Below are 21,006 nucleotides of genomic sequence, written 5' to 3'. Positions count from 1 at the left end.
ATGCGACGGCGCAGCGGAGGCCGGGTCCGACGGAACGTGCGGCCGCTCGGCTCAGCTGCCGAGCGGCAGTTCCAGCTCCGCCCAGACCACCTTGCCGTCCTTGGTCGGCCGGCTGCCCCAGCGCTGGGCCAGCTCGTTGATCAGGTTCATTCCGCGCCCGCCCTCGTCCTCCGAGCCGGCCGGGCGCAGCCGCGGGGCCTGGCGCCCGGCGTCGGCCACCTCCAGGGTGAGCATCCGGTCGCGGAACAGCCGCAGCCGGCGCGGCTGCTGGGCGTGCACCAAGGCGTTCGTGACCAGCTCGCTGACCAGCAGTTCGGCGAAGTCGGCGAGCGGGCTCAGGCCCCAGGAGGCCAGCGTGCTGCGGGTGAAGCGGCGGGCGAGCGCGGGGATCGGGCCCTCGCCGGTGAGCGGCAGGGTGGCGATCCGGTCACTCGGCAGCGGCAGCGCCCGCGCCATGATCATCGCCACGTCGTCCTCGGTGCCGCCGCCCACCAACGTCGAGATCACCGCGTCGCAGTGCGCCTCCAGGGTGCGGCCGCGGGCGGCCAGCGTGGTGCAGAGCTGGTTGATGCCCTGGTCGATGTCCTCGCCGCGCCGCTCGACCAGGCCGTCGGTGTAGAGGGTCAGGATGCTGCCCTCCGGCAGGGTGAACTCGACGCTCTCGAACGCCACCCCGCCGATCCCCAGCGGCACGCCCGGCGGCACCTCCAGCGACCGGGCGTCGCCGTCCGGGCCCATCACCACCGGCGGGAGGTGGCCCGCGCAGGCCACCGTGCAGCTGCGGTCCACCGGGTCGTAGACCACGCAGACGCAGGTGGCGAACTGGCCCTCGCCGATCCCGGTGGCGGTCTCGTCGAGCCGGGCGAGCACCTGGGCCGGCGGCATGTCCAAGGTGGCCAGGGTGCGCGCCACGGTGCGCAGCTGACCCATCGTCGCCGCCGCCCTGATCCCGTGGCCCATCACGTCGCCGACCACCAGCGCCACCCGCCCGCAGGAGAGCGGCACCACGTCGAACCAGTCGCCGCCGACCTCGCTGACCAGGCTGCTGGGCAGGTAGCGGTAGGCGATCTCCAGACCGAGGGTGCGGTGGATCTCCTGCGGCAGCAGGCTGCGCTGCAGGGTCAGCGCGGTGTCCCGCTCGCGCCGGTAGAGGCGGGCGTTGTCGATGCTGACGGCGGTGCGGGCGACCAGCTCCTCGGCCAGCGCCACGTCCGCCTCGGTGAAGGACTCGGGGTTGCGGGTGCGGACGAACTCGGCGCCGCCCAGCACCATGCCGCGGGCCAGCAGCGGCACCAGCAGGTAGGAGTGGATCCCGGCGGCCAGGCCCGGCTCGGCCCGCTCCTTGCGCGCGGCCAGTTTGCGCAGCGTCGGCTCGTCCATCTTGGCGATCACCATCGACTTCCCGCTGCGCAGGCTCTTGGTGTAGTTGCGGTTGGAGTCGTAGGCGGTGGTCTCGCCGACCGCGTCGGCCACGCCGACCAGGCCCGACCCGGTGACCTCGCCGGCGGCCACCGCGCGCAGCAGCACCCCCTGGTCGGGGGCCAGCAGGCTTGGTTCCTCGCCCTGGAGGACCGGATCGAGCAGGTCGACGGTGGCGAAGTCGGCGAACTTGGGGACCACCGAGGCGATCAGCTCCTCGGCGGTGCGCTGCATGTCGAGGGTGGTGCCGATCCGGGCGGTGGCCTCGGCGAGCAGGGTGAGCCGCTCCTGGGCCCGGGCGGCGCGGGCCTCGGCCCGGAACCGCTCGGTGACGTCGATGATCGAGGAGCTGACGCCGAGCACCTGTCCCGCGGGGTCCGCGAGGCGGAAGTAGGAGGCGGACCAGGCCCGGTCGCGGCCCGGCTCGGTCGGGGTGCGGCCGTAGGAGCGGGCGTCGACCACCGGTTCGCCGGTGGCGAGCACCTCGCGCATCACCGCCTCGATCTCGGTGGTGTTGATGCCGGGCAGCACCTCGTCCAGCCGCCGGCCCAGGTGCTGATCCACCGACAGGCCGTTCATCCGGGCCAGCGCCTGGTTGATCCGGACGTAGCGCAGCTCGGTGTCGTAGACGGCCAGGCCGATCGGCGACTGGGTGAAGAAGCCCTCCAGTACCGCGAGGTTGGCCTCCACCTGCTTGATGGCCCGCACGTCGGAGCCGGTGGCCAGGACCAGCGGCCGCCCGCCCGGCCCTCGGATGCCGTAGGTGCGGAAGTCCAGCTCGACCTGGTGGCCGTCCTTGTGCCGCACCGGGAAGACGCCCGACCAGCGGCGTCCGGACAGCACGCGCTCGTACAGCGCCAGCGCCTCGGTGTGGTGATCGCGGCTGGTCAGCAGCGGCGCGGCCGGGTGTCCGACGATCTCCTCGGCGCGCCACCCGAGCAGCCGTTCGGCGTCCTCGCTCCAGTGCAGGACCACGCCGTCGGCGTCCAGCACCGCGGTGGCGAGCGGGACCAGGCGGTGGCCGTCCAGGCTCGAGGGGGCGATCCCGGGCCCGCCCACGCCGGCTCCCGCGCCGGAACCGCCGGGCTGGGTGCCCCCCTCGGGCGGGGGGCCGGGCTGAGGTGCGTGCACTCCTCAAGACTGCCCGTTGATCGGCGGCGCGGCGACCGCGCGCGGCAGGGGATGACCCGGTGTCACTCCGGTGCGTCGTCAGCTGACGCCTCGTCGAGCGCCGTCTGGAGCATCCGCGCCCACTGGCGGACCACCCGCGCCCGGCGGGCGGCGTCGTCGGTGAGCAGGTTCGCCAGCCCCAGGCCGCGGGCCAGGTCGAGGGTGGCCTGGACGGACTCGCGCACGCCCTGCGCGCTCTCGTCCACCCCGAGGAACTCCAGCGCCGCGCGGTGCGACTCGCGGCCGACCCGGTTCTCCAGGGCGACGATCCGCTCGCGCAGCTGCTGCTCGGTGGCGGCGGCCACCCACAGGTGCAGCGCGGCGCGGAACAGCGGCCCGGTGTAGAGGCGCACGATCAGGTCGACCACGGCCTCGGTGCGGGCCGGGCCGGCCGGGGGCAGCTCCTCGGTGTCGGCCCGGACGGCGGCCAGCCGCTCGGCGGTGACGTGTTCGACGGCGGCGGTGAAGAGGTCCTCGCGGGTCGGGAAGTGGTGCTGGGCGGCGCCTCTGGTCACCCCGGCGCGTTCGGCCACCACGGTGACGGTGCTGCCGTTCCAGCCCAGCTCGGCCAGGCACTCGACGGCGGCCTCCAGCAGGCGGCGTCTGGTGGCACGGCTGCGGTCCTGCTGCGGGGTGCGGGCGGCGGTGGTCATGGCGGTGCGCTCCGGACGGGTGTGGGGGGGGTGGGGCCGACTCGGCGGGAGCGGCCCGGTGGTGCGGGGGTGCGGGATGCGGGGGTGCGGACCCCCGGCCACCGCATCCTCGCAGATGGGGGCCGGGGGCAGAGAGGGGGCGGTAACGGATCCCCGGTCAGCGGCCGCGCAGCTCGCGGCGCAGGATCTTGCCGCTGGCCGACTTGGGCACCGCCTCCAGGAAGCCGACCGCGCGGACCTTCTTGTACGGCGCGACCCGGGCCGCGACGAAGTCGATCACCTCCGGCTCGGTCAGCTCGCTGCCCGGGGTGCGGACCACGAAGGCCTTGGGCCGCTCGGTGCCGTCCTCACCGGTGACACCGATCACCGCGGCGTCGACGATCTGCGGGTGGGTCAGCAACAGCGCCTCCAACTCGGCGGGCGCGACCTGGTAGCCCTTGTACTTGATCAACTCCTTGACCCGGTCGACGATGAAGAGGTAGCCGCGCTCGTCCACATAGCCGACGTCGCCGGTGTGCAGCCAGCCGTCGGCGTCGATCATCGTGTCGGTCTCGGCCGGCCGGCCGAGGTAGCCCTTCATCACCTGCGGGCCGCGGATCACGATCTCGCCGTGCTCGCCGACCCCGAGGTCCTCGCCGGACCCGGACCGCTCGCCGTCGGCCGGCTCGGCTCCCCCGGCGGCGCGCTCGCCGTCGGCGGCCAGCGAGCGCACCCGCAGTTCGGTGGCCGCGATCAGCTTGCCGACCGACCCGGGCGCGGGCGCCGGGTCGTCCAGCCGGACCAGGTGGGTGGCTGGCGACAGCTCGGTCATGCCGTAGCCCTGCTGGACGGTGGGCAGGCCCAGCCGGGCCGCGCAGGCCGCCGCGAGGTCCGCGTCCAGCGGGGCGGCGGCGCTGCGCACGTAGCGGATCGAGGAGAGGTCGAAGGCGTCGACCATCGGGTGCTTGGCCAGCGCCAGCACGATCGGCGGGGCCACTATCAGGCCTTCGATCCGCTGCTCCTCGATGGTGCGCAGGAACTGTTCCAGATCGAAGCGGGGCAGCACCACCACGGTGGCGCCGACCTGCAGCGGGCGATGCAGGAGGATCACCAGACCGTAGATGTGAAAGAAGGGCAGAACTGCTATCAGCCGCTCGCCCACCACGCCGGCCTCGACCGCATCGATCTGGGCCAGGTTGGTGGCGATCGAGCGGTGGGTGAGCATCACGCCCTTGGGCAGGCCGGTGGTACCGCTGGAGTAGGGCAGCACGGCGAGGTCGGTGCCCGGGTCGATGGTGACCTCGGGTTCGGGGGCGGTACTGGCGCGCAGGTCGGCCAGGGTGCGGTAGGCCGCCGGACCGCCCTGGTCGAGCAGGATGATCTCGCGGACGGCTTTGCCATCGGCGGCGGCCAGCTCAGTGGCGGCCAGCTCAACGGCGGCCAGCGAGACGGGCAGCAGCGCCGAGACGGTGATGATCCACGTCGCTCCGCTGTCGCGCAGCTGGCCGGCCAGTTCCTCGGGGGTGGCGAGCGAGGAGACGGTGGTGACCACGGCGCCCGCCTTGCCCGCCGCGTACAGGGCGATCGGGAAGGCGATGGAGTTGGGGCTGTGCAGCGCGACCACGTCTCCCTTGACCACCCCGGCCTCGGCCAGCCCGGCGGCCACCCGGCCGACCGCGGTGACCAGTTCGGCGTAGCTCACCGTCTCGCCGGTCAGGCCGTCGACCAGGGCGGGCCGGTCGCCGTAGCGGGCGGCGTCGGCCAGCACCACCTCGTGCAACGGCCGGTCGATGACGGGGACGTCGGGGTACTCGCTGCGAAACACCATGGGAACTCCTGCGGTTCGGCGACTCACGGCCGGGTGGACCGTGCCGGAGGTGCTACCCGGGCGCCGGGGCGCGCACGCGCGCCCCGGCGAACTGGGGTCTCTCTTGCGGATCTTGCCGGGCGGAGCGGGTCCGGGACCAGGCCGCGTCAGTACGAGCGCGGCAGGCCCAGGGTGTGCTGGGCGACGTAGTTGAGGATCATCTCCCGGCTGACCGGCGCCACCCGGCCGACCCGGGTGGCGGCGAGCAGCGCGGCCAGCCCGTACTCCTGGGTCAGGCCGTTGCCGCCGAGGGTCTGCACGGCCTGGTCGACGGTGCGGGTGGCCGCCTCGCCGGAGGCGTACTTGGCCATGTTGGCGGCCTCGCCCGCCCCCATGTCGTCGCCCGCGTCATAGAGATGGGCGGCCTTGCGCATCATCAGGCGGGCCAACTCGACCTCGATGGCGCACTGCGCGAGCGGGTGGGCAAGGCCCTGGTGGGCGCCGATCGGGGCGTCCCAGACGGTGCGGGTCCTGGCGTACTCGACGGCCGTGTTCAGAGCCTGGCGGGCTACCCCGAGCGAGAAGGCGGCGGTCATGATCCGCTCCGGGTTGAGCCCGGCGAAGAGCTGCTGCAGGCCGGCGTTCTCGTCGCCCACCAGGGCGTCGGCGGGCAGCCGGACGTCGTCCAGGAAGACCTGGAACTGCCGCTCGGGCGAGAGGAGTTCCATCGGGATCGGGCGGTACTCGAAGCCCGGGGTCTGGCGCGGCACGATGAACAGCGCGGGCTTCAGCTTGCCGGTGCGAGCGTCGGCGGTGCGGCCGACCACCAGCACGGCGTCGGCGCCGTCGAGGCCCGAGATGAACACCTTGCGGCCGTTCAGGATCCAGTCCGCGCCGTCGCGCTTGGCCACGGTGGACAGCTTGTGCGAGTTGGAGCCGGCGTCCGGCTCGGTGATCGCGAAGGCCATCCGGCGACTGCCGTCGGCCAGGGCGGGCAGCCAGGCGCGCTTCTGCTCCTCGGTGCCGAACCGGGCCAGGATCGTGCCGCAGATCGCCGGGGAGACCACCAGCATCAGCAACGGGCAGCCGACGGTGCCCAGTTCCTCCAGGACGATCGACAGCTCGTAGACGCCGGCGCCCCCACCGCCGTACTCCTCGGGGAGGTTGACGCCAAGGAAGCCCAGCTTGCCGGCCTCGGACCAGAGTTCGTCGGTGTGCTCGCCGGCACGAGCCTTGGCCAGGAAGTAGGGCGATCCGTAGCGGCGGCCGAGGTCACCCACCGCCTTGCGCAGCGCGATTCGCTCGGGGGTCTCGATCAAGGGGCTCTCGGGGGTGCTGGATGCGGACATGCGGGAGGTCCTCCGGTCAGCTGGCGGCTTCGGGTGCGGGTGCAGGTGCGGGCTCGCGTTCGGGGTGCGTGGGACGCTCGGGTTCGAGGACGTCCGGTTCGAGGACGGCGAGCAGGGCGCCCAGGTCCACCTGCTGCCCGGCACCGGTGCGCAGTTCGGTCACCGTGCCGTCGACCGGGGCGGTGACCTGGTGCTCCATCTTCATCGCCTCCAGCCAGAGCAGCGGCTGGCCCGCCGTCACCCGGTCGCCGACGGCGACGGCGAGGCGGATCACGGTGCCGGGCATCGGGGCGAGCAGGGCCCCGGGGGCGCGCTGCTCGACCGGCTCGAGGAAACGGGGAAGTGCGGTGAGGCCAACGGATCCTGACGGTGCGTCGACTTCGACCGTGCTGCCGTAGAAAGCGACCTGGAAGGTACGGCGCAGGCCGTCCAGTTCCAGGGTGACCTGCTGAGCGTTGGCAGCGAGCAGACGCACGCCCGGGTGGTCCTCGGCCCGCAGGCCGTTCCTCGTGTGTTGGTAGCGGACCGTCAGTTCCTCACCGTCAGCGGCCCGGTAGCGCTTGACCTGGGGCTGGGAGGAGAGGTTGCGCCAGCCGGAGGGCAGCGGGCTGGTGCGGGTGGCGGCGTCGGCGAGCGCGGCGGCCAGGGCGGCGAGCGGCAGTTCGCGCTTGTCACGGGTGGCGGGCAGCAGGTCGGCGGCGTGCTCGGCGAGGAAGGCGGTGCTCAACTCGCCGGCCAAGAACGCCGGGTGACGCAGCACCCGGACCAGCAGGTCGCGGTTGGTGGTAAGACCGTGGATCCGGGTCCGCGCCAGGGCGTCGGCCAGTCGGCGCGCGGCGGCGGCCCGGGTCGGCGCCCAGGCGATCACCTTGGCGAGCATGGCGTCGTAGTGCACCCCGACCGTGCTGCCGCTCTCGACGCCGGAGTCGATCCGCAGGCCGTCGTGTGCGGGCGGGAACTCGATCCGGTGCAAGGTGCCGCTCTGCGGCTGCCAGTCGGTCGCCGGATCCTCGGCGTAGAGCCGGGCTTCGATCGCGTGACCGCTGGGCGCCGGTGGTTCGGCGGGCAGCGCCTCGCCTTCGGCGACGGCCAGTTGTAGCGCCACCAGGTCGAGACCGGTGACGCATTCGGTGACCGGGTGCTCGACCTGCAAGCGGGTGTTCATCTCCAGGAAGAAGAACCGTCCGTCGGGTGCCAGCAGGAACTCGACGGTGCCGGCGCCGGTGTAGCCGATCGCCCGGGCCGCGGCTGTGGCCGCCTCGGCCAGCCGTGCCCTCAGTTGGGGGTCCAGGCCGGGGGCCGGGGTCTCCTCGACCACCTTCTGGTGCCGGCGCTGCACCGAGCAGTCGCGCTCGCCGAGCGCCCAGACGGTACCGTGCGGGTCCGCGAGCAGCTGCACCTCGATGTGCCGGCCGCTCGGCAGGTACGGTTCCAGGAACACCTCGCCGTCCCCGAAGGCGGCCGCGGCCTCAGCCGACGCGGCCGCCAACTCGGCTTCGACCGAGCCGAGTTCGCGGATCACCCGCATCCCGCGCCCGCCGCCGCCGGCCGCGGCCTTGACCAGCAGCGGCAGCTCGGCCTCGGTGGCGGCGGCCGGGTCGACCGGGGCCAGCACCGGGACGCCGGCCGCGGCCATCAGGCGCTTGGCGGCACTCTTGGACCCCATCGCGGCCATCGCCTCGGGCGGCGGGCCGACCCAGGTGAGGCCGGCCGCCAGCACGGCGCGCGCGAAGGCCGGGTCCTCGGAGAGGAAGCCGTAGCCAGGGTGCACGGCGTCCGCGCCGGCCGCGAGGGCGGCCCGGACCAGCAGGTCGGCCCGCAGGTAGGTGTCCGCGGGGGCCGCGCCGGGCAGCCGCACGGCCGCGTCGGCCTCGCGCACGTGCGGCGCCTCGGCGTCCGGGTCGGCGTACACCGCCACGGTGGCGATGCCGAGTTCACGGCAGCTGCGGAAGATCCGCCGGGTGATCTCGCCACGGTTGGCGACCAGCAGGGAATTGATCATGTAGGACCGTCCGGCACATGGTGGGTGGGTGAAGGAGCGGCGTCCGGGCCGCGTCTGGGCGGTGCCGACGAAGGAGTCCATGCGGAGCATTGGCGACTGAGGAGAAGCCGTCCAGGCGACAGCACGGGCGTCGCGACGCCGCCCACCATGTGCCGGACGGTCTCAAGACCCTCACATCCGGAAGACGCCGTAGCCACGGGCACCTTGGACCGGGGCGCTGTGGATCGCGGAGAGGCAGAGGCCGAGCACGGTACGGGTGTCGCGCGGGTCGATCACGCCGTCGTCGTAGAGCCGTCCGGAGAGGAAGGCCGGCAGCGACTCCGCCTCGATCTGCTGCTCGACCATGGCGCGGATCGCGGCGTCCGCCTCCTCGTCGTAGGGCTGTCCCTTGGCGGCGGCCGACTGACGCGCCACGATCGAGAGCACACCGGCGAGTTGGGCCGGGCCCATGACGGCGGACTTGGCGCTCGGCCAGGCGAACAGGAAGCGCGGCTCGAAGGCCCGCCCGCACATGCCGTAGTGGCCCGCCCCGTAGGAGGCGCCCATCAGCACCGACAGGTGCGGGACGGTGCTGTTGGACACCGCGTTGATCATCATCGCGCCGTGCTTGATGATGCCGCCCTGCTCGTACTCCTTGCCCACCATGTAGCCGGTGGTGTTGTGCAGGAAGAGCAGCGGGATGTCCCGCTGGTTGGCCAACTGGATGAACTGGGCGGCCTTCTGCGACTCGGCGCTGAACAGCACGCCCTGCGCGTTGGCCAGGATCCCGACCGGGTAGCCGTGCAGGGTGGCCCAGCCGGTGGTCAGGCTGGTGCCGTAGCGCGGCTTGAACTCGTCGAAGTCGGAGCCGTCGACGATCCGGGCGATCACCTCGCGCGGGTCGAAGGGGACCTTGAGGTCGCTCGGCACGATGCCGAGCAGTTCCTCCTCGTCGTACTTCGGTGCCGGGGCGGCGGGGTCGAGGTCCGGGCCGGCCTTGCGCCAGTGCAGGCGGTACACGATCCGGCGGGCGATCCGCAGCGCGTCCGGCTCGTCGGCGGCGAAGTGGTCGGCCAGCCCGGAGGTCCGGGCGTGCATCTCGGCGCCGCCGAGCGACTCGTCGTCAGCCTCCTCACCGGTGGCCATCTTGACCAGCGGCGGGCCGCCGAGGAACACCTTGGCGCGCTCCTTGACCAGCACCGTGTGGTCGGACATGCCCGGGACGTAGGCGCCGCCGGCGGTGGAGTTGCCGAAGACCACGGCGACGGTCGGGATGCCGGCGGCGGAGAGCCGGGTGAGGTCGCGGAAGAGCGCGCCGCCCGGGATGAAGATCTCCTTCTGGCTGGGCAGGTCGGCGCCGCCCGACTCGACCAGGCTGACCAGCGGCAGCCGGTTGCGCAGCGCGATCTCGTTGGCCCGCAGCGCCTTGCGCAGCGTCCACGGATTGCTGGCCCCGCCGCGCACGGTCGGGTCGTTGGCGGTGATCACGCACTCGGTGCCCTCGATGGTCCCGATGCCGGTGACCATGCCGGCGCCGACCGGGTACTCGCTGCCCCAGGCGGCCAGCGGGGAGAGCTCCAGGAACGGCGAGTCCTGGTCGATCAGCAGCTCGATCCGCTCGCGAGCCGGCAGCTTGCCGCGGGCGCGGTGCCGCTCCAGGTACTTCGGGCCGCCGCCGGCCAGCGCCTTGGCGTGCTCGGCGGCGAGTTCGTCGAGTTTGCCGAGCATCGCCTCGCGATGGGCGCGGTGCTCCGCCGAGCCCGGGTCCACCCGGGTGGGCAGGACGGTCACAGCAGGACCTCCGGGATGTCGAGGGTACGGGAGCGCAGCCACTCCCCCAGGGCCTTGGCCTGCGGGTCGAACCGCACCTGGGCGCCGACGCCTTCGCCGAGCAGGCCTTCGATGACGAAGTTGACGGCCCGCAGATTGGGCAGCAGGTGGCGGGTGACCGGCAGGTCGGCCGTCTCCGGCAGCAGTTCGCGGAGTCGATCGACCGTCAGGGCGTGGGCGAGCCAGCGCCAGGCCTCGTCGGTGCGGACCCAGACGCCGAGGTTGGCGTCGCCGCCCTTGTCGCCGCTGCGCGCGCCGGCCAGCAGGCCGAGCGGGACGCGGCGGGTGGGGCCGGCCGGGAGCGGGGCCGGGAGCTCCGCCTCCACCGCCGCCACGGGCGTTGCGGTGACGGCGGCCGGCGGGATCACGCGCCGGGTGCCGTCGGGCAGCACCACCTGGTGCTCGACCGACTTGGCGTCCAGGAGCACGGATTCGAAGACGCCGTACGGCGCTCCGGGTCCGGGCGGCGCGGTGAGGTGGAAGCCCGGGTAGCCGGCCAGCCCGAGCTCGACCGCCGCGGCGGAGATCGCACGGCCCACCTTGGCCTGCTCCGGGTCCCGCACGGTGAGCTGGAGCAGCGCGCTGGCCTGCTGCTCGGTGGGCGCGTCGGACTGGTCGGTACGGGCCAGCGTCCAGCGCAGTTCGGCGGGGCGCTGCTCGGGCGTGAGCGCCTGCTCCAGCTGGGTGCGGACCAGCGCGGCCTTGGCCTCGATGTCCAGCCCGGTGAGCACGAAGACCACCTCGTTGCGCCAGCCGCCGATCCGGTTCAGGCCGACCTTGAGGGTGGGCGGCGGCGCCTCGCCGCGCACCCCGCTGATCCGCACCCGGTCCGGTCCGACCTGGTCGAGCCGCACGCTGTCCAGCCGGGCGGTGACGTCCGGGCCGAGGTAGCGCGGTCCGCCGGTCTCGTAGAGGAGTTGGGCGGTGACCGTGCCGAGCGTGACGGCGCCGCCGGTGCCCGGGTGCTTGGTGATCACGCTGCTGCCGTCGGCGTGCAGTTCGGCGAGCGGGAAGCCGGGGCGGGTGACGTCGTGCTCGGTGAAGAACGCGTAGTTGCCGCCGGTGGCCTGCGCGCCGCACTCCAGCACGTGGCCCGCGACGACGGCACCCGCGAGCGCGTCCAGATCCTCGGGCCCCCAGTCGAAGTGGGCCGCCGCCGGGCCGGCCACCAGCGCGGCGTCGGTGACCCGCCCGGTGACCACCAGGTCGGCCCCGTCCCGCAGGCACTCCGCGATGCCCCAGGCGCCGAGGTAGGCGTTGGCCGCGAGCAGTCCGGTGGGTCGGGTGAACTCGCCGGCCCGCTCCAGCAGGTCGTCCCCGGTCACCTGGGCCACTCGCAGCGGGATGCCCAGGCGGTCGGCCAACTCGGCTGTTCGAACGGCGAGTTGACCCGGGTTGAGGCCACCGGCGTTGACCACGATCCGGACCCCGCGATCGACCGCCAGCCCCAGGCACTCCTCCAACTGGCGCAGGAACACCTTGGCGTAGCCGAGCTTGGGGTCCTTCAGCCGGTCACGGGCCAGGATCAGCATGGTCAACTCGGCCAGGTAGTCGCCGGTGAGCACGTCCAGCGGCCCACCCGTGAGCATCTCGCGCACGGCGGCGAAGCGGTCGCCGTAGAAGCCGGAGGCGTTGCCGATCCGCAACGGAGCGGCGACGGGTGCAGGGACGACGGCAGGGGCGGGCGCGGACGTGGCGTCGGGTACCGATCCGGGGCGCGGCATGCGGGGACCTCTTCGATCGCGCTGGCGGGGTCGGTACTGAGGATGGGTCAGCGGCCGAAAAAAAGCAATCGTGCGTGCTTGTTTTTTCGCCGCCAGGACCCTCGGCCCGCTCTCGTTGAAGGCTCTGCAGGAAGATCCACTCATTCGGTTTGCGGATCAGGTCGGCCGGGTCCTCACCGGGCCGATCACCAAGGTCGTTCCTTTTGGCGTGTTCGTGCAGCTTGCTCCCGACGTTGTGGGGTTCCTGCACCTCTCAGAGCTGACTGACGAGCCGATCGAGACCCAGTCACAGCTCGATCCACGGTGGCCATCGCCACCTGCATCCGCTGGTACCAGGGAGCCGATGGCTCATTGGCTCTCGGAGGGGGAGGTCAGCGTGCGGCGCTCCTGCAGCCAACGCTCACTCAGGTGCGCCCATACACTCTGGTATTCATCGAAGATCGGCTGGAGCCGGTCGTAGGTGAGATTGGCAGTGGGCGTTGACGCGATGAGGTACTCGAGGTCATCAGCGAGACGCCGGAACCGGTGCTGTGTCTCCTCCATCAACACCCAGCGCGATCTCCAGTTGAAGAACGATTCGACGGCCCCCAGCAGGGTGACCAGTGCCACGAAGGCGAAGGCCAAGCCGGCCCAGAGGTTCAGGCTCTGCAAGCCGAGGATGATCGTTGAGGCGGCGGACAGCGAGAGCGTCAGCACCTTCAACGCCGAGGAGGCCAGGCGAAAACGCTTCTTCCTGCTTCGCGCGTATGCGTTGCCCTGCCGGATCTTCTCCAGGAGGTGACCAGCAGTCTCCATCGGAGCCAGCCCCGCTCCCACATGCCCGCTCGATCCCATTTCGCCCCCATCACTCCCAGCGCGCGACACCCCCGCGACTCCCGACCGTAGGGTCTCACGCCGCAGGACTGTGCGGTCGACGGCGAACCCTGCCTACCGAAGCCGGGATCTACGCCTCCTGTTCCACCGCCCACTCGTGGCGGGGATCTGGGCGGCGGGCGCGTCCGTCATGCTGCTCTCGCGCGCGGCTCGGGCGCTCAGGCAGGGGCTTTGCCGTGAAGCGACGGAGCGTAGGAGATACCGACGATCAAGCCATCCTCCGTGAGGAGTCTGGCCACCGTCTGACCCCACGGCTCTGTGCGGGCCGCGTGCAACAGCTCGAAGCCCGCGCGCTGAAGCTCGCCGCCTGCCGCTGCGACGGCTTCGGCGTCCTCCACCTCGAACTCGATCGAGGCCTGGGGGGCCAACCGATCGGCGGGCCACTCCGGTGTGCCGAAGCACGCCTCTGCCGCCTGCGAGAGCGGCCACACGCCGAAGTGCTTGCTGCCGGGGATGCTTCCGCTGGAGTAGTAGCCATCGCCTTCGCCCTCCAGCGGGAGGCCGAGGGTGTCGATGAACAGCTTGCGGCTCTGCGGTGGGTCAGCCGTGACAACCGCCACGCTCGTGACGAAGAGAACGTTCACGTGGCACAGGCTACGGGCCGAGGTCGGCCTGGCATGGGATTGGCGCTCGACGCTCCCGTCCGAAACCCGACGACTAGAGACGGGTCGCAGTCCGGACGAGGTCGGCGACGGCTCTGGACCGGCTGTGCGGTGGCCAGGCGATCACGGTGGTGACGGTCGGCGCGTCCAGCACGGGCACCGCGGCGAGGTCACCGTGCAGTTGGGATCGGCACGACTCCGGTGAGACCGCGCAGGCACGGCCGAGCGCGACGAGTTGCAACAACTGCGCGTGGTCGCGGACCTGCGGGCCGGGGCCGGGCGGGTAGGTGCCGTCGGGGGCGGGCCAGCGTGGCAGGGGCAGGCCCGGCAGCCCGGTGATGTCGGCCATGTGCAGATGGGCCCGTGCGGTGAGCGGATGCCCGGCCGGCAGGACCACGACTTGGCCCTCCGTGCTGAGTTCCTCGGTGTGGAACCCGGCCGTCGAGTCGAACGGCCGGTGCAGCAGCGCCACGTCGGCCCGGCCCTCTCGCAGCAGTCGTTGCTGCTCGGCCGGGCCGCACAGGATGACCTCGATGGGGACCGCGTCGGGTTCGGCGGCGTACGCGTCGAGCAGTTTGGCCAGCAGTTCGCTGGACGCGCTGGCCTTCGTGACCAGGGCCAGGCCGGGACGGCCGGTCAGGGACAGGGCTGCGCGGCGGGTCCGGCGCTCAGCGGCGTCGACCGCGTCGAGCGCTGCCCGGCCCTCGACCAGCAGCACCGAGCCGGCCTCGGTCAGCGTGACAGTGCGGCTGGTCCGATCCAGCAGCGCTGCCCCGAGCCGGCGTTCGAGCTGCTGGATGGCCCGCGACAAGGGCGGCTGCGCGATCCCGAGCCGCTGTGCGGCGCGCCCGAAGTGCAACTCCTCGGCGACGGCGACGAAGTACCGCAGTTCCCGGGTCTCCATGGAACCACGCTACCCCGGATCAATACCCGGACGGTATCGTCGACCACCCGATCGGTCTTGGACCCCCGGCGGGGTCCGCGGGCAGCATGGTCCCCATGAGCGAACGAACGATTGCGCTGATCACCGGCGCGAACAAGGGAATTGGCTACGAGATCGCCGTGGGCCTGGGCGCCCTCGGCTGGAGCGTCGGCGTCGGCGCCCGAGACGACCAGCGCCGTGAGGCCGCGGTGGAGCGGCTGCGCGCGGCCGGCGTCGACGCCTTCGGCGTACCGCTGGACGTGACCGACGACGCGAGCGTGACCGCCGCCGCACAGCTGATCGAGGAGAAGGCCGGGCGCCTCGACGTGCTCGTCAACAACGCCGCCATCACCGGCGGCATGCCGCAGGAGCCCACCCGGGTCGATCCCGCCACCATCCGAACGGTCGTGGAGACCAACGTGATCGGCGTCATCCGCGTCACCAACGCGATGCTGCCGCTGCTGCGCCGCTCCGCCTCACCGCGGATCGTGAACATGTCCAGCAGCGTCGGCTCCCTCACCCGGCAGTCCGGAACCGCCGCCGAGCTGACGACGGGTCCGGTGGCCGTGGCGTACGCGCCGTCGAAGACCTTCCTGAACGCTGTCACGCTCCAGTACACCCGGGAGCTGAGCGGCTCGAACATCCTGATCAACGCCGCCTGTCCCGGCTACGTCGCGACCGACCTCAACGGCTTCCGCGGCGTGCGAACCCCCGAACAGGGCGCGGCGATCGCCATCAAGCTCGCGACCCTGCCCGACGACGGCCCGACCGGCAAGTTCTTCGAGGACGCCGGCGAGGTGCCCTGGTGAGGTGCACGCGGTGATCAGCCGCCGAGTGCGGCGGCTTCGCCCGCGCGTCTCGAACGGGTGAGCCGCGCGGCCGGCGCGTCTTCGTCTGCCATGACAGCCACCGTAGGCGGCATCCGGGCGCGAGATCTCCGCCTCCGGGAGGGCGACGGGAAGCCGCCCCGACCGCGATGGTGGGCCCGAGTGAGCGTCAGCCGCGCGCCTCGAGCCGCTCGATCCGCTCCACCAGCGGCTGCAGCTCGCGCCGGACGAAGGCGGCCAGCGCCTGCAGTTGCTCCGTCGAGGGCTGGGGCGACGCCGGCTGCTCGGCCTGCGGCGGCTGGTTGGCGCGCAGGTGGACGTAACCGGCCAGGGCCGCCGCGACGGCGCGCCGGGTCAGCCGCTGCTCGGCGCCGGCCTCGCGCAGCAGGCGACCGCCCACACCGTCGGACTCGGTGACCAGGCCGAGCAGCAGATGCTCGCAGCCGACGTAGTTGTGGCCGAGCCCGGCCGCCTCGTTGACCGTCGACTCCACCGCGTCCGCCGCCGGGCCGCTGAGCCGCAGCGCCGGGACCGCCGGCCCGCTGCCTTGGCTCGCACCGACGCCGGCTGCGACCGCCGTGCTCGAGCGGCCGCCCGCCTCCCCGCCCAGTTCGGCGTGGGCCAGCGCCTCGGTGAGCTGCTCGGCACTGATCTCCAGGACGCCGAGCACCTGGAGGGCGAGGTTGCCGCCTTCCGCGAGGAGCCCGGCCAGCAGGTGGCCGGTGCCGACGTTCGGCGAACCCTCCGCTGCGGCTCGCTCGGCGGCCAACCGCAGGACCGTGCGGGCGCGGGCGGTGAAGCGGGCGAGGCCGCCGGACTCGCCCAGGTCGCCGAGGTCGTGCGCGACGGCCTCGCGGATCGCGGTGACCCTGCGGACGGCCTGCTCCAGCGCCCGCTGGCAGATCGGCGAGACCGACAGTCCGGCCTCCTTGACCGCCTCGGCCAGTTCGTCGGGCAGATAGACGTTGATCTTGGGCATGACTGACGCCTCCAGCAGCGGATGCGGTTCGGATGCCTCAGTTGTACCCCTACTGGGGGCATAGGGATATAACCCCATGCCCAGGGCAAAGGTTCGGCTTGGTTCGGCTTCGAAGAACCTGGGAGGTCGATGAGCGACACTCTCAGATTCGGCGGGGACAGAACGGCGGAAAACGGGAAATAGACGCCGCCTGGGCAAGCCATCGCCGACGGACCGGGGTCGACGGGTTACGGGAAGCTCCCAGGATGGCCCAGCTTTCCTAAACGACGGTGCTGTTGAGTCGAGGATGCCGCTGGCGCCCAGCCCCCGCTGCGCCAGCGGCGCCAAGCGCTCGTCCCGCACCGAACCAGGAGGCACCGGCCCTTGTCCCGGACCACCATCCGCACCGTCGGCGCCGCCGCCCTGCTGGCCGCCGGCCTGCTGCTCACCGGCTGCTCCTCGTCCTCCAACACGACCGCCTCCTCCTCGGCGAGCTCCGCCGCACCGTCGGCCAGCGCCTCGGGCAGCCGCTCGCAGGAGATGGCCGCATACACCGCCTGCCTGCAGCAGCACGGTGTCACGCTGCCCTCCGGCCGGCCGGGCGGGCGCCCGAGCGGACGGCCGAGCGGCAGCCCGGGCGGCGGCGGAGGCTACGGCGGCGGGTACGGCGGTGGCGGATTCGGCGGTGGCGCCTCGCCCGACCCGGCCCGGCAGGCCGCGATGCAGGCCTGCGCCTCGCTGCGCCCGCAGGGCGGGCAAGGCGGCAAGGGCGGCCTCAACAGCACCGCGATGCAGGCGTTCGCCAGCTGCCTGAAGGACCACGGCGTGACCCTGCCGACCAGCGGCGCCGGCAGCGGCCTGCGCGGCCTCAACACCGCCGACCCGACCACGGCGGCCGCTTACAAGACCTGCGCGCCGCTGCTCCCGGCCCGCCCCTCCGGCGCTCCGTCCGGGGCGCCCACGGACGGCAGCTCGGCCGCGCCGTCCGCCTCGCCGTCGGCGTCCTGAGGTCGGCCGATCATCGTGACCGATCGATCCGCCTGACCGGATCCACCTGACTGACCGTCACTCGCCCGCCAGCGCCGCCACCAAGGCCGCTCGGCGGGCGAGGACGTCTGCGCGTCGGCGGCCCATCTCGCGCAGCGCGGACGAGGATTCGGAAGGCTCCTCGCTCTTCCACCACGAGTTGGAGGACACGGCTACCGGCTCTGGCATGACGAAGGCCGGCCCGGGCGGCTGCCCGGGCCGGCCTTCGTCATGCCTGGTTACCGCCGTCGCGGGTGATGACCTCCGTACCGTCGCCGGCCGGGTCAAGGAAGTGGACGCCGCGCCCGCCGTGGTGATGGTTGATCTCGCCCGGCTGCTTCAGGTGCGGGTCGGCGTAGTAGGTGACGCCCGCCGGCCGGATCCGTGCACGGGCACCTCCCTGCCTCCCCATGCCTCTCCATGCCTCGCCACGCCTCCCCATGCCTCTCCATGCCTCGCCATGCCGGCGACCGGCCGGTGACCGGCACGCGATGCCGTGCCAGGCAGGCTGGTTCGCCGTGCCCGGGCCGCTCAAGTCTCCCCCGGAACACGGTGTCCCGGCTTCGGCTCGGCACAGACGGGCGGCACACCGACCCGCACGATCAGCGACGCCCGTACCACGGTTCCTCCGATGCACATGGCATATTCCCAGGGAATCCCCTCTCTTGAGCGAACTGGGCCCGGGCGCCGGTACGACAAGCCCAGGACGGGGCAGCCTGGTGCCTGCACCCACCCCCGGCCGGCGGAGCTAGAGCCCCGTCCGGACGCCTTCCGCCGGTGTGCGAGATGCGTGACATATCCGGTAGAAAGGCACTAAGTCAGCCATAGGGCAGTGTTGTTGATGGCTTGTCAGAAAAGCTGTCCTCATCCGCAACCCAGCCCCCGTGCCGCCGAGGCCGGCCCTCGCCCGCCCTTCCCTACTCCTTCGATCGTTGAGGATGCTGATGCTTCGTGCTGGATCGTCACCTGGAGGCCGGCGCTCCGCTCCCGTTCTCGTGTGGTTCCTGCCAACGGTCGTGACGGCGGCCGTCGCTGTCGTCGCCGCATCGGTGACCTCCGCCGGCGCCCGCGCGGGAGTCGTCTGGTGCGGGCTGGTGGGCACCGCGGCGGTGGCCGTGGTGGCCGCCGAGGCCGCGCGCCGGGGGCGTGCGCTGGCGAACCTGCGCGAGCGGTACACCCGGCAGGAGAGCGAGCTGCGCCGTCGACTGGCCCGGCAGGAGGTCGAAACGGTCCACCTGGCCAAGGTCACGCTGCCCGAGGCGGTCGCCCGGCTCAAGCGCGGCGAGTTCATCGAGGACGTACTGAAGACGTACGAGTCCCACGACCCCGTCGTCGGCCTGGAGTTCCAGGCCGCCCGACAGGCCGTGCTGCGTACCGTCCTGGAGGCCGTGGACGCCGAGGAGGGCATGCACGAGTCCGCCCAGCGGGCCTTCGTGAACATCGCCCGCCGGGTGCAGGCGATCGTCCACCGGCAGGCCCAGGACCTGCGCGAGATGGAGGACCGGCACGGCAACGACCCGGCCGTCTTCGACGACCTGCTGCGGCTGGACCACGGCAACGCGCTGATCGGCCGCCTCGCGGACAGCATCGCCGTCCTCGGCGGCGCCCGCCCTGGTCGGCAGTGGAGCAGGTCGGTGCCGCTGTACAGCGTGCTGCGCGGTGGCATCTCGCGAATCCTGGACTACCGGCGGGTGGAACTGCACCCGGTGTCCGAGGTCGCCGTGGTCGGACCCGCCGTCGAGCCGCTCATCCACGCGCTCGCGGAACTGCTGGACAACGCCACCCGCTACTCCCCGCCGCAGACCAACGTGCACCTGACCGCGGTGGAGGTGCAGACCGGTATCGCGATCGAGATCGAGGACGGTGGTCTGAGCCTGAGCGAGGAGGGCCGCGCCCGCGCCGAACGGATGCTCAGGGAGGCCCAGGCCGGCATCGACCTCAACGACCTCGGCGAGTCCCCCCGGCTCGGCCTGGCCGTGGTCGGCCGGCTCGCGCAGGCGTACGGCTTCCAGGTCTCGCTGCGCCCCTCCGCCTACGGCGGCGTGCGTGCCGTGCTGATCGTGCCGCAGGAGCTCATCACCACGGCGCCCGCCATCGGCCGGGCCCACGGCATCGGCGTCACCGGCAGCCCCCTGCCGGCGACGGCCCCTGCTCCCCGGTCGGCGGGCGGAGCGCGACCGTGGGGGTCGAGGACGGTAGCCGCTTCCGCCGCGGGGTCGTCCTTCGGGTCCTCCCGGGGGGCCGTCGCGGCGGCGAGCCCGGCGGACAGCGAGCTGCCCATCGTGACGGAGCGGACCTCGAACGGCCTGCCGCAGCGCCGCCGTCACGCCGCACCCTCCCGGATGAGCGCTCCCGCGGCCGCCAAGGTCCCCGAGTCGGCCGAGGTGCCGGTACAGCCGGGTATGTGGCTGGCCGCGTTCCACGAAGGGGTGAACGGCCACGCGCCGTCCACCGGTGCGGCCGACTACACCAGTGAAGAGTCGGCAGGGAAAGGTGAGCAGTGATTAAGCAGCAGGCCAACATGGACTGGATGCTCAAGGAGCTGGCGGACGACGTCCCGCACATCCGCAACGTCGTCGTGCTCTCCGCCGACGGCCTGCGGATGGCCCAGCACGGCACCGAGACCGACACCGCCGACCGCCTCGCCGCCGCCTGCGCCGGCCTGCAGAGCCTGGCTGCCGCGGTGGGGCACGAGTTCCCGCACGGCGACGGCCGGATGCGGCTGGTCGTGATCGAAATGGGCGGCGGCTTCTTCTACTTGATGGCGGCCGGCGCCCGGGCCTTCCTCGCGGTGCTCGCCGACGAGGGAGTCGACGCCGGCCTGATGGGCCAGCGGATGCGGGACCTGGTCGCCCGGATCGGCGAACACCTCAGCACGTCTCCGCGCAACAGCGAGCAGGTCGCATGAGTGCAGCCGACCAGGGCTGGGGCGCAGACAATCCCGAACGGCTCTACGTGATCACGCGCGGCCGCAGCGGTCTGACCGAGCAGACCACGTTCGACCTGGTCACCCTGGTCGTCTCCCGCTCGGAGCCGACACCCACGATGCAGCCGGAGCACGCGGCGATCCTGCGGATCTGCGGCTCGCCGCTGTCCGTGGCCGAGGTCTCCGCCTACCTGCGGCTGCCGGTGAGCGCGGTCACCGTGCTGTTGGCGGACCTCCTGACCGAGGAACGGATCGAGGCCCGGGCCTGCGTCCCACGAGCGGTCCTGCCCGACATTGCCCTGTTGGAGGCGGTGATGCATGGACTTCAGAAGCTCTGAGGTGGTGGGGCCGCAGGGCGCGGACCTGCTCCCGGCCTCGGCCACCATGGCGGTCAAGGTGGTGATCGTGGGCGGCTTCGGCGTCGGCAAGACGACGCTGGTCGGCTCCGTGAGCGAGATCCGCCCGCTGACCACCGAGGAGACGATGACGCAGGCCGGAGCGAGCGTCGACGACACCGCCGGGGTCGAACGCAAGACCTCCACCACGGTCGCGATGGACTTCGGCCGGATCAGCATCAGCGACGAACTGGTGCTGTACGTGTTCGGCACTCCCGGGCAGGAGCGGTTCTGGTTCCTCTGGAACGGCCTGTTCGAGGGAGCCCTCGGTGCGGTCGTGCTGGTCGACACCCGCCGGCTCGAAGTCAGCTTCGACGTGATCGGGCGGCTGGAGGACCGCGGCGTGCCCTTCGTCGTCGCTGCCAACACCTTCCCCGAGTCGCCGACCCACCCGACCGAGGAACTGCGGGCCGCCCTGGACCTGCCCCCCGAGGTGCCGATCGTCGCGTGCGACGCCCGGAGCCGCGAATCCGGCCGGGACGTCCTGATGGCCTTGATGCGCTACCTGTACGACCTCTCGGCACCGCCGCCACCGACCACGATGCCCGCCTCCCGCTGACCCGGA

19 protein-coding genes and 1 pseudogene are annotated in these 21,006 nt (G+C 72.6%); 7 read left to right on the top strand and 13 right to left on the bottom strand.

Features of this window, described 5'->3' with window-relative positions; translation table 11 throughout:
• Positions 1-51: 51 nt before the first annotated feature.
• The 7 genes from P3T41_RS17265 to P3T41_RS17235 all read right to left on the bottom strand — a co-directional run bounded on the left by P3T41_RS17265 (position 52) and on the right by P3T41_RS17235 (position 11,912).
• Positions 52-2,550: a SpoIIE family protein phosphatase gene (locus tag P3T41_RS17265; RefSeq protein WP_280690758.1), complete on the bottom strand. Its 2,499-nt coding sequence runs from the start codon at positions 2,548-2,550 to the stop codon at positions 52-54.
• Positions 2,551-2,612: 62 nt separating this feature from the next.
• The gene (locus P3T41_RS17260; RefSeq protein WP_280690757.1) at positions 2,613-3,242 is read right to left on the bottom strand and encodes a TetR/AcrR family transcriptional regulator; all 630 of its coding nucleotides are present in this window, start codon (positions 3,240-3,242) and stop codon (positions 2,613-2,615) included.
• 157 nt (positions 3,243-3,399) lie between these two features.
• On the bottom strand, positions 3,400-5,046 hold the full coding sequence (locus P3T41_RS17255; protein WP_280690871.1) for an AMP-binding protein: 1,647 nt from the start codon (positions 5,044-5,046) through the stop codon (positions 3,400-3,402).
• Positions 5,047-5,195: 149 nt separating this feature from the next.
• Complete coding sequence (locus P3T41_RS17250) at positions 5,196-6,377, bottom strand: acyl-CoA dehydrogenase (RefSeq protein WP_280690756.1); 1,182 nt, start codon at positions 6,375-6,377, stop codon at positions 5,196-5,198.
• Positions 6,378-6,393: 16 nt separating this feature from the next.
• Complete coding sequence (locus P3T41_RS17245; RefSeq protein ID WP_280690755.1) at positions 6,394-8,379, bottom strand: biotin carboxylase N-terminal domain-containing protein; 1,986 nt, start codon at positions 8,377-8,379, stop codon at positions 6,394-6,396.
• 171 nt (positions 8,380-8,550) lie between these two features.
• On the bottom strand, positions 8,551-10,149 hold the full coding sequence (locus P3T41_RS17240) for a carboxyl transferase domain-containing protein (RefSeq protein ID WP_280690754.1): 1,599 nt from the start codon (positions 10,147-10,149) through the stop codon (positions 8,551-8,553).
• A complete protein-coding gene (locus P3T41_RS17235) occupies positions 10,146-11,912 on the bottom strand; it encodes a DUF1446 domain-containing protein (RefSeq protein ID WP_280690753.1) in 1,767 nt (588 codons plus the stop codon). The genes P3T41_RS17240 and P3T41_RS17235 overlap by 4 nt, the downstream gene beginning before the upstream one ends.
• Before the next feature lie 70 nt (positions 11,913-11,982).
• Between P3T41_RS17235 and P3T41_RS17230 the strand changes: the two genes are divergently transcribed.
• Positions 11,983-12,372 (top strand): S1 RNA-binding domain-containing protein, encoded by a 390-nt coding sequence (locus P3T41_RS17230; protein WP_280690752.1) that lies wholly within the window; start codon positions 11,983-11,985, stop codon positions 12,370-12,372.
• On the opposite strand, the gene P3T41_RS17225 is transcribed toward P3T41_RS17230, so the two are convergent.
• The 3 genes from P3T41_RS17225 to P3T41_RS17215 form a co-directional block, all read right to left on the bottom strand.
• On the bottom strand, positions 12,261-12,707 hold the full coding sequence (locus P3T41_RS17225; RefSeq protein WP_280690751.1) for a DUF4231 domain-containing protein: 447 nt from the start codon (positions 12,705-12,707) through the stop codon (positions 12,261-12,263). The two genes, P3T41_RS17230 and P3T41_RS17225, sit on opposite strands and share 112 nt — an antisense overlap.
• A 236-nt stretch (positions 12,708-12,943) precedes the next feature.
• Positions 12,944-13,369: a VOC family protein gene (locus P3T41_RS17220; protein WP_280690750.1), complete on the bottom strand. Its 426-nt coding sequence runs from the start codon at positions 13,367-13,369 to the stop codon at positions 12,944-12,946.
• Between the two features lie 73 nt (positions 13,370-13,442).
• A complete protein-coding gene (locus tag P3T41_RS17215) occupies positions 13,443-14,291 on the bottom strand; it encodes a LysR family transcriptional regulator (protein WP_280690749.1) in 849 nt (282 codons plus the stop codon).
• A gap of 95 nt (positions 14,292-14,386) precedes the next feature.
• Between P3T41_RS17215 and P3T41_RS17210 the strand changes: the two genes are divergently transcribed.
• Positions 14,387-15,118 carry an SDR family oxidoreductase gene (locus P3T41_RS17210; RefSeq protein ID WP_280690748.1) on the top strand — a complete coding sequence of 244 codons (732 nt, stop codon included), beginning with the start codon at positions 14,387-14,389 and terminating at the stop codon, positions 15,116-15,118.
• 187 nt (positions 15,119-15,305) lie between these two features.
• Here P3T41_RS17210 and P3T41_RS17205 read toward each other — a convergent pair whose 3' ends face one another.
• Positions 15,306-16,115, bottom strand: a complete 810-nt coding sequence (locus P3T41_RS17205) for a Clp protease N-terminal domain-containing protein (protein ID WP_280690747.1) — start codon at positions 16,113-16,115, stop codon at positions 15,306-15,308.
• 363 nt (positions 16,116-16,478) lie between these two features.
• Between P3T41_RS17205 and P3T41_RS17200 the strand changes: the two genes are divergently transcribed.
• A complete protein-coding gene (locus P3T41_RS17200; RefSeq protein WP_280690746.1) occupies positions 16,479-17,102 on the top strand; it encodes a hypothetical protein in 624 nt (207 codons plus the stop codon).
• A 57-nt stretch (positions 17,103-17,159) separates the two neighbouring features.
• Here the strand turns inward: P3T41_RS17200 and P3T41_RS17195 are convergent, their stop codons facing one another.
• The gene (locus P3T41_RS17195) at positions 17,160-17,291 is read right to left on the bottom strand and encodes a hypothetical protein (protein WP_280690745.1); all 132 of its coding nucleotides are present in this window, start codon (positions 17,289-17,291) and stop codon (positions 17,160-17,162) included.
• 58 nt (positions 17,292-17,349) lie between these two features.
• Positions 17,350-17,508 (bottom strand): annotated as a pseudogene (locus P3T41_RS17190) (VOC family protein); the annotation flags it as partial.
• A gap of 556 nt (positions 17,509-18,064) precedes the next feature.
• Between P3T41_RS17190 and P3T41_RS17185 the strand changes: the two are divergent.
• Genes P3T41_RS17185 through P3T41_RS17170 form a run of 4 tightly spaced genes read left to right on the top strand, consistent with a single transcriptional unit; the run spans position 18,065 to position 21,000 of the window.
• Complete coding sequence (locus tag P3T41_RS17185) at positions 18,065-19,624, top strand: ATP-binding protein (protein WP_280690744.1); 1,560 nt, start codon at positions 18,065-18,067, stop codon at positions 19,622-19,624.
• Positions 19,621-20,028, top strand: a complete 408-nt coding sequence (locus P3T41_RS17180) for a roadblock/LC7 domain-containing protein (RefSeq protein WP_280690743.1) — start codon at positions 19,621-19,623, stop codon at positions 20,026-20,028. Before P3T41_RS17185 ends, P3T41_RS17180 begins: the two co-directional genes overlap by 4 nt.
• A complete protein-coding gene (locus P3T41_RS17175) occupies positions 20,025-20,384 on the top strand; it encodes a DUF742 domain-containing protein (RefSeq protein WP_280690742.1) in 360 nt (119 codons plus the stop codon). Before P3T41_RS17180 ends, P3T41_RS17175 begins: the two co-directional genes overlap by 4 nt.
• A complete protein-coding gene (locus P3T41_RS17170; protein ID WP_280690741.1) occupies positions 20,365-21,000 on the top strand; it encodes an ATP/GTP-binding protein in 636 nt (211 codons plus the stop codon). The genes P3T41_RS17175 and P3T41_RS17170 overlap by 20 nt, the downstream gene beginning before the upstream one ends.
• The last annotated feature ends 6 nt before the right edge of the window (positions 21,001-21,006 follow it).

Origin of the sequence: Kitasatospora sp. GAS204B (assembly GCF_029892155.1) — a bacterium.
Taxonomy (GTDB): domain Bacteria; phylum Actinomycetota; class Actinomycetes; order Streptomycetales; family Streptomycetaceae; genus Kitasatospora.
This window is presented reverse-complemented; position numbering and strand designations above follow the sequence as displayed.

What these genes read in the sequence shown, in the direction of transcription:
- P3T41_RS17205 (WP_280690747.1), bottom strand. Translation starts at nt 16,115, where the DNA reads ATGCCCAAGATCAACGTCTATCTGCCCGACGAACTGGCCGAGGCGGTC.
- P3T41_RS17245 (WP_280690755.1), bottom strand. Translation starts at nt 8,379, where the DNA reads ATGATCAATTCCCTGCTGGTCGCCAACCGTGGCGAGATCACCCGGCGG.
- P3T41_RS17225 (WP_280690751.1), bottom strand. Translation starts at nt 12,707, where the DNA reads ATGGAGACTGCTGGTCACCTCCTGGAGAAGATCCGGCAGGGCAACGCA.
- P3T41_RS17185 (WP_280690744.1), top strand. Translation starts at nt 18,065, where the DNA reads ATGCTTCGTGCTGGATCGTCACCTGGAGGCCGGCGCTCCGCTCCCGTT.
- P3T41_RS17210 (WP_280690748.1), top strand. Translation starts at nt 14,387, where the DNA reads ATGAGCGAACGAACGATTGCGCTGATCACCGGCGCGAACAAGGGAATT.
- P3T41_RS17175 (WP_280690742.1), top strand. Translation starts at nt 20,025, where the DNA reads ATGAGTGCAGCCGACCAGGGCTGGGGCGCAGACAATCCCGAACGGCTC.
- P3T41_RS17260 (WP_280690757.1), bottom strand. Translation starts at nt 3,242, where the DNA reads ATGACCACCGCCGCCCGCACCCCGCAGCAGGACCGCAGCCGTGCCACC.
- P3T41_RS17235 (WP_280690753.1), bottom strand. Translation starts at nt 11,912, where the DNA reads ATGCCGCGCCCCGGATCGGTACCCGACGCCACGTCCGCGCCCGCCCCT.
- P3T41_RS17250 (WP_280690756.1), bottom strand. Translation starts at nt 6,377, where the DNA reads ATGTCCGCATCCAGCACCCCCGAGAGCCCCTTGATCGAGACCCCCGAG.
- P3T41_RS17170 (WP_280690741.1), top strand. Translation starts at nt 20,365, where the DNA reads ATGGACTTCAGAAGCTCTGAGGTGGTGGGGCCGCAGGGCGCGGACCTG.
- P3T41_RS17215 (WP_280690749.1), bottom strand. Translation starts at nt 14,291, where the DNA reads ATGGAGACCCGGGAACTGCGGTACTTCGTCGCCGTCGCCGAGGAGTTG.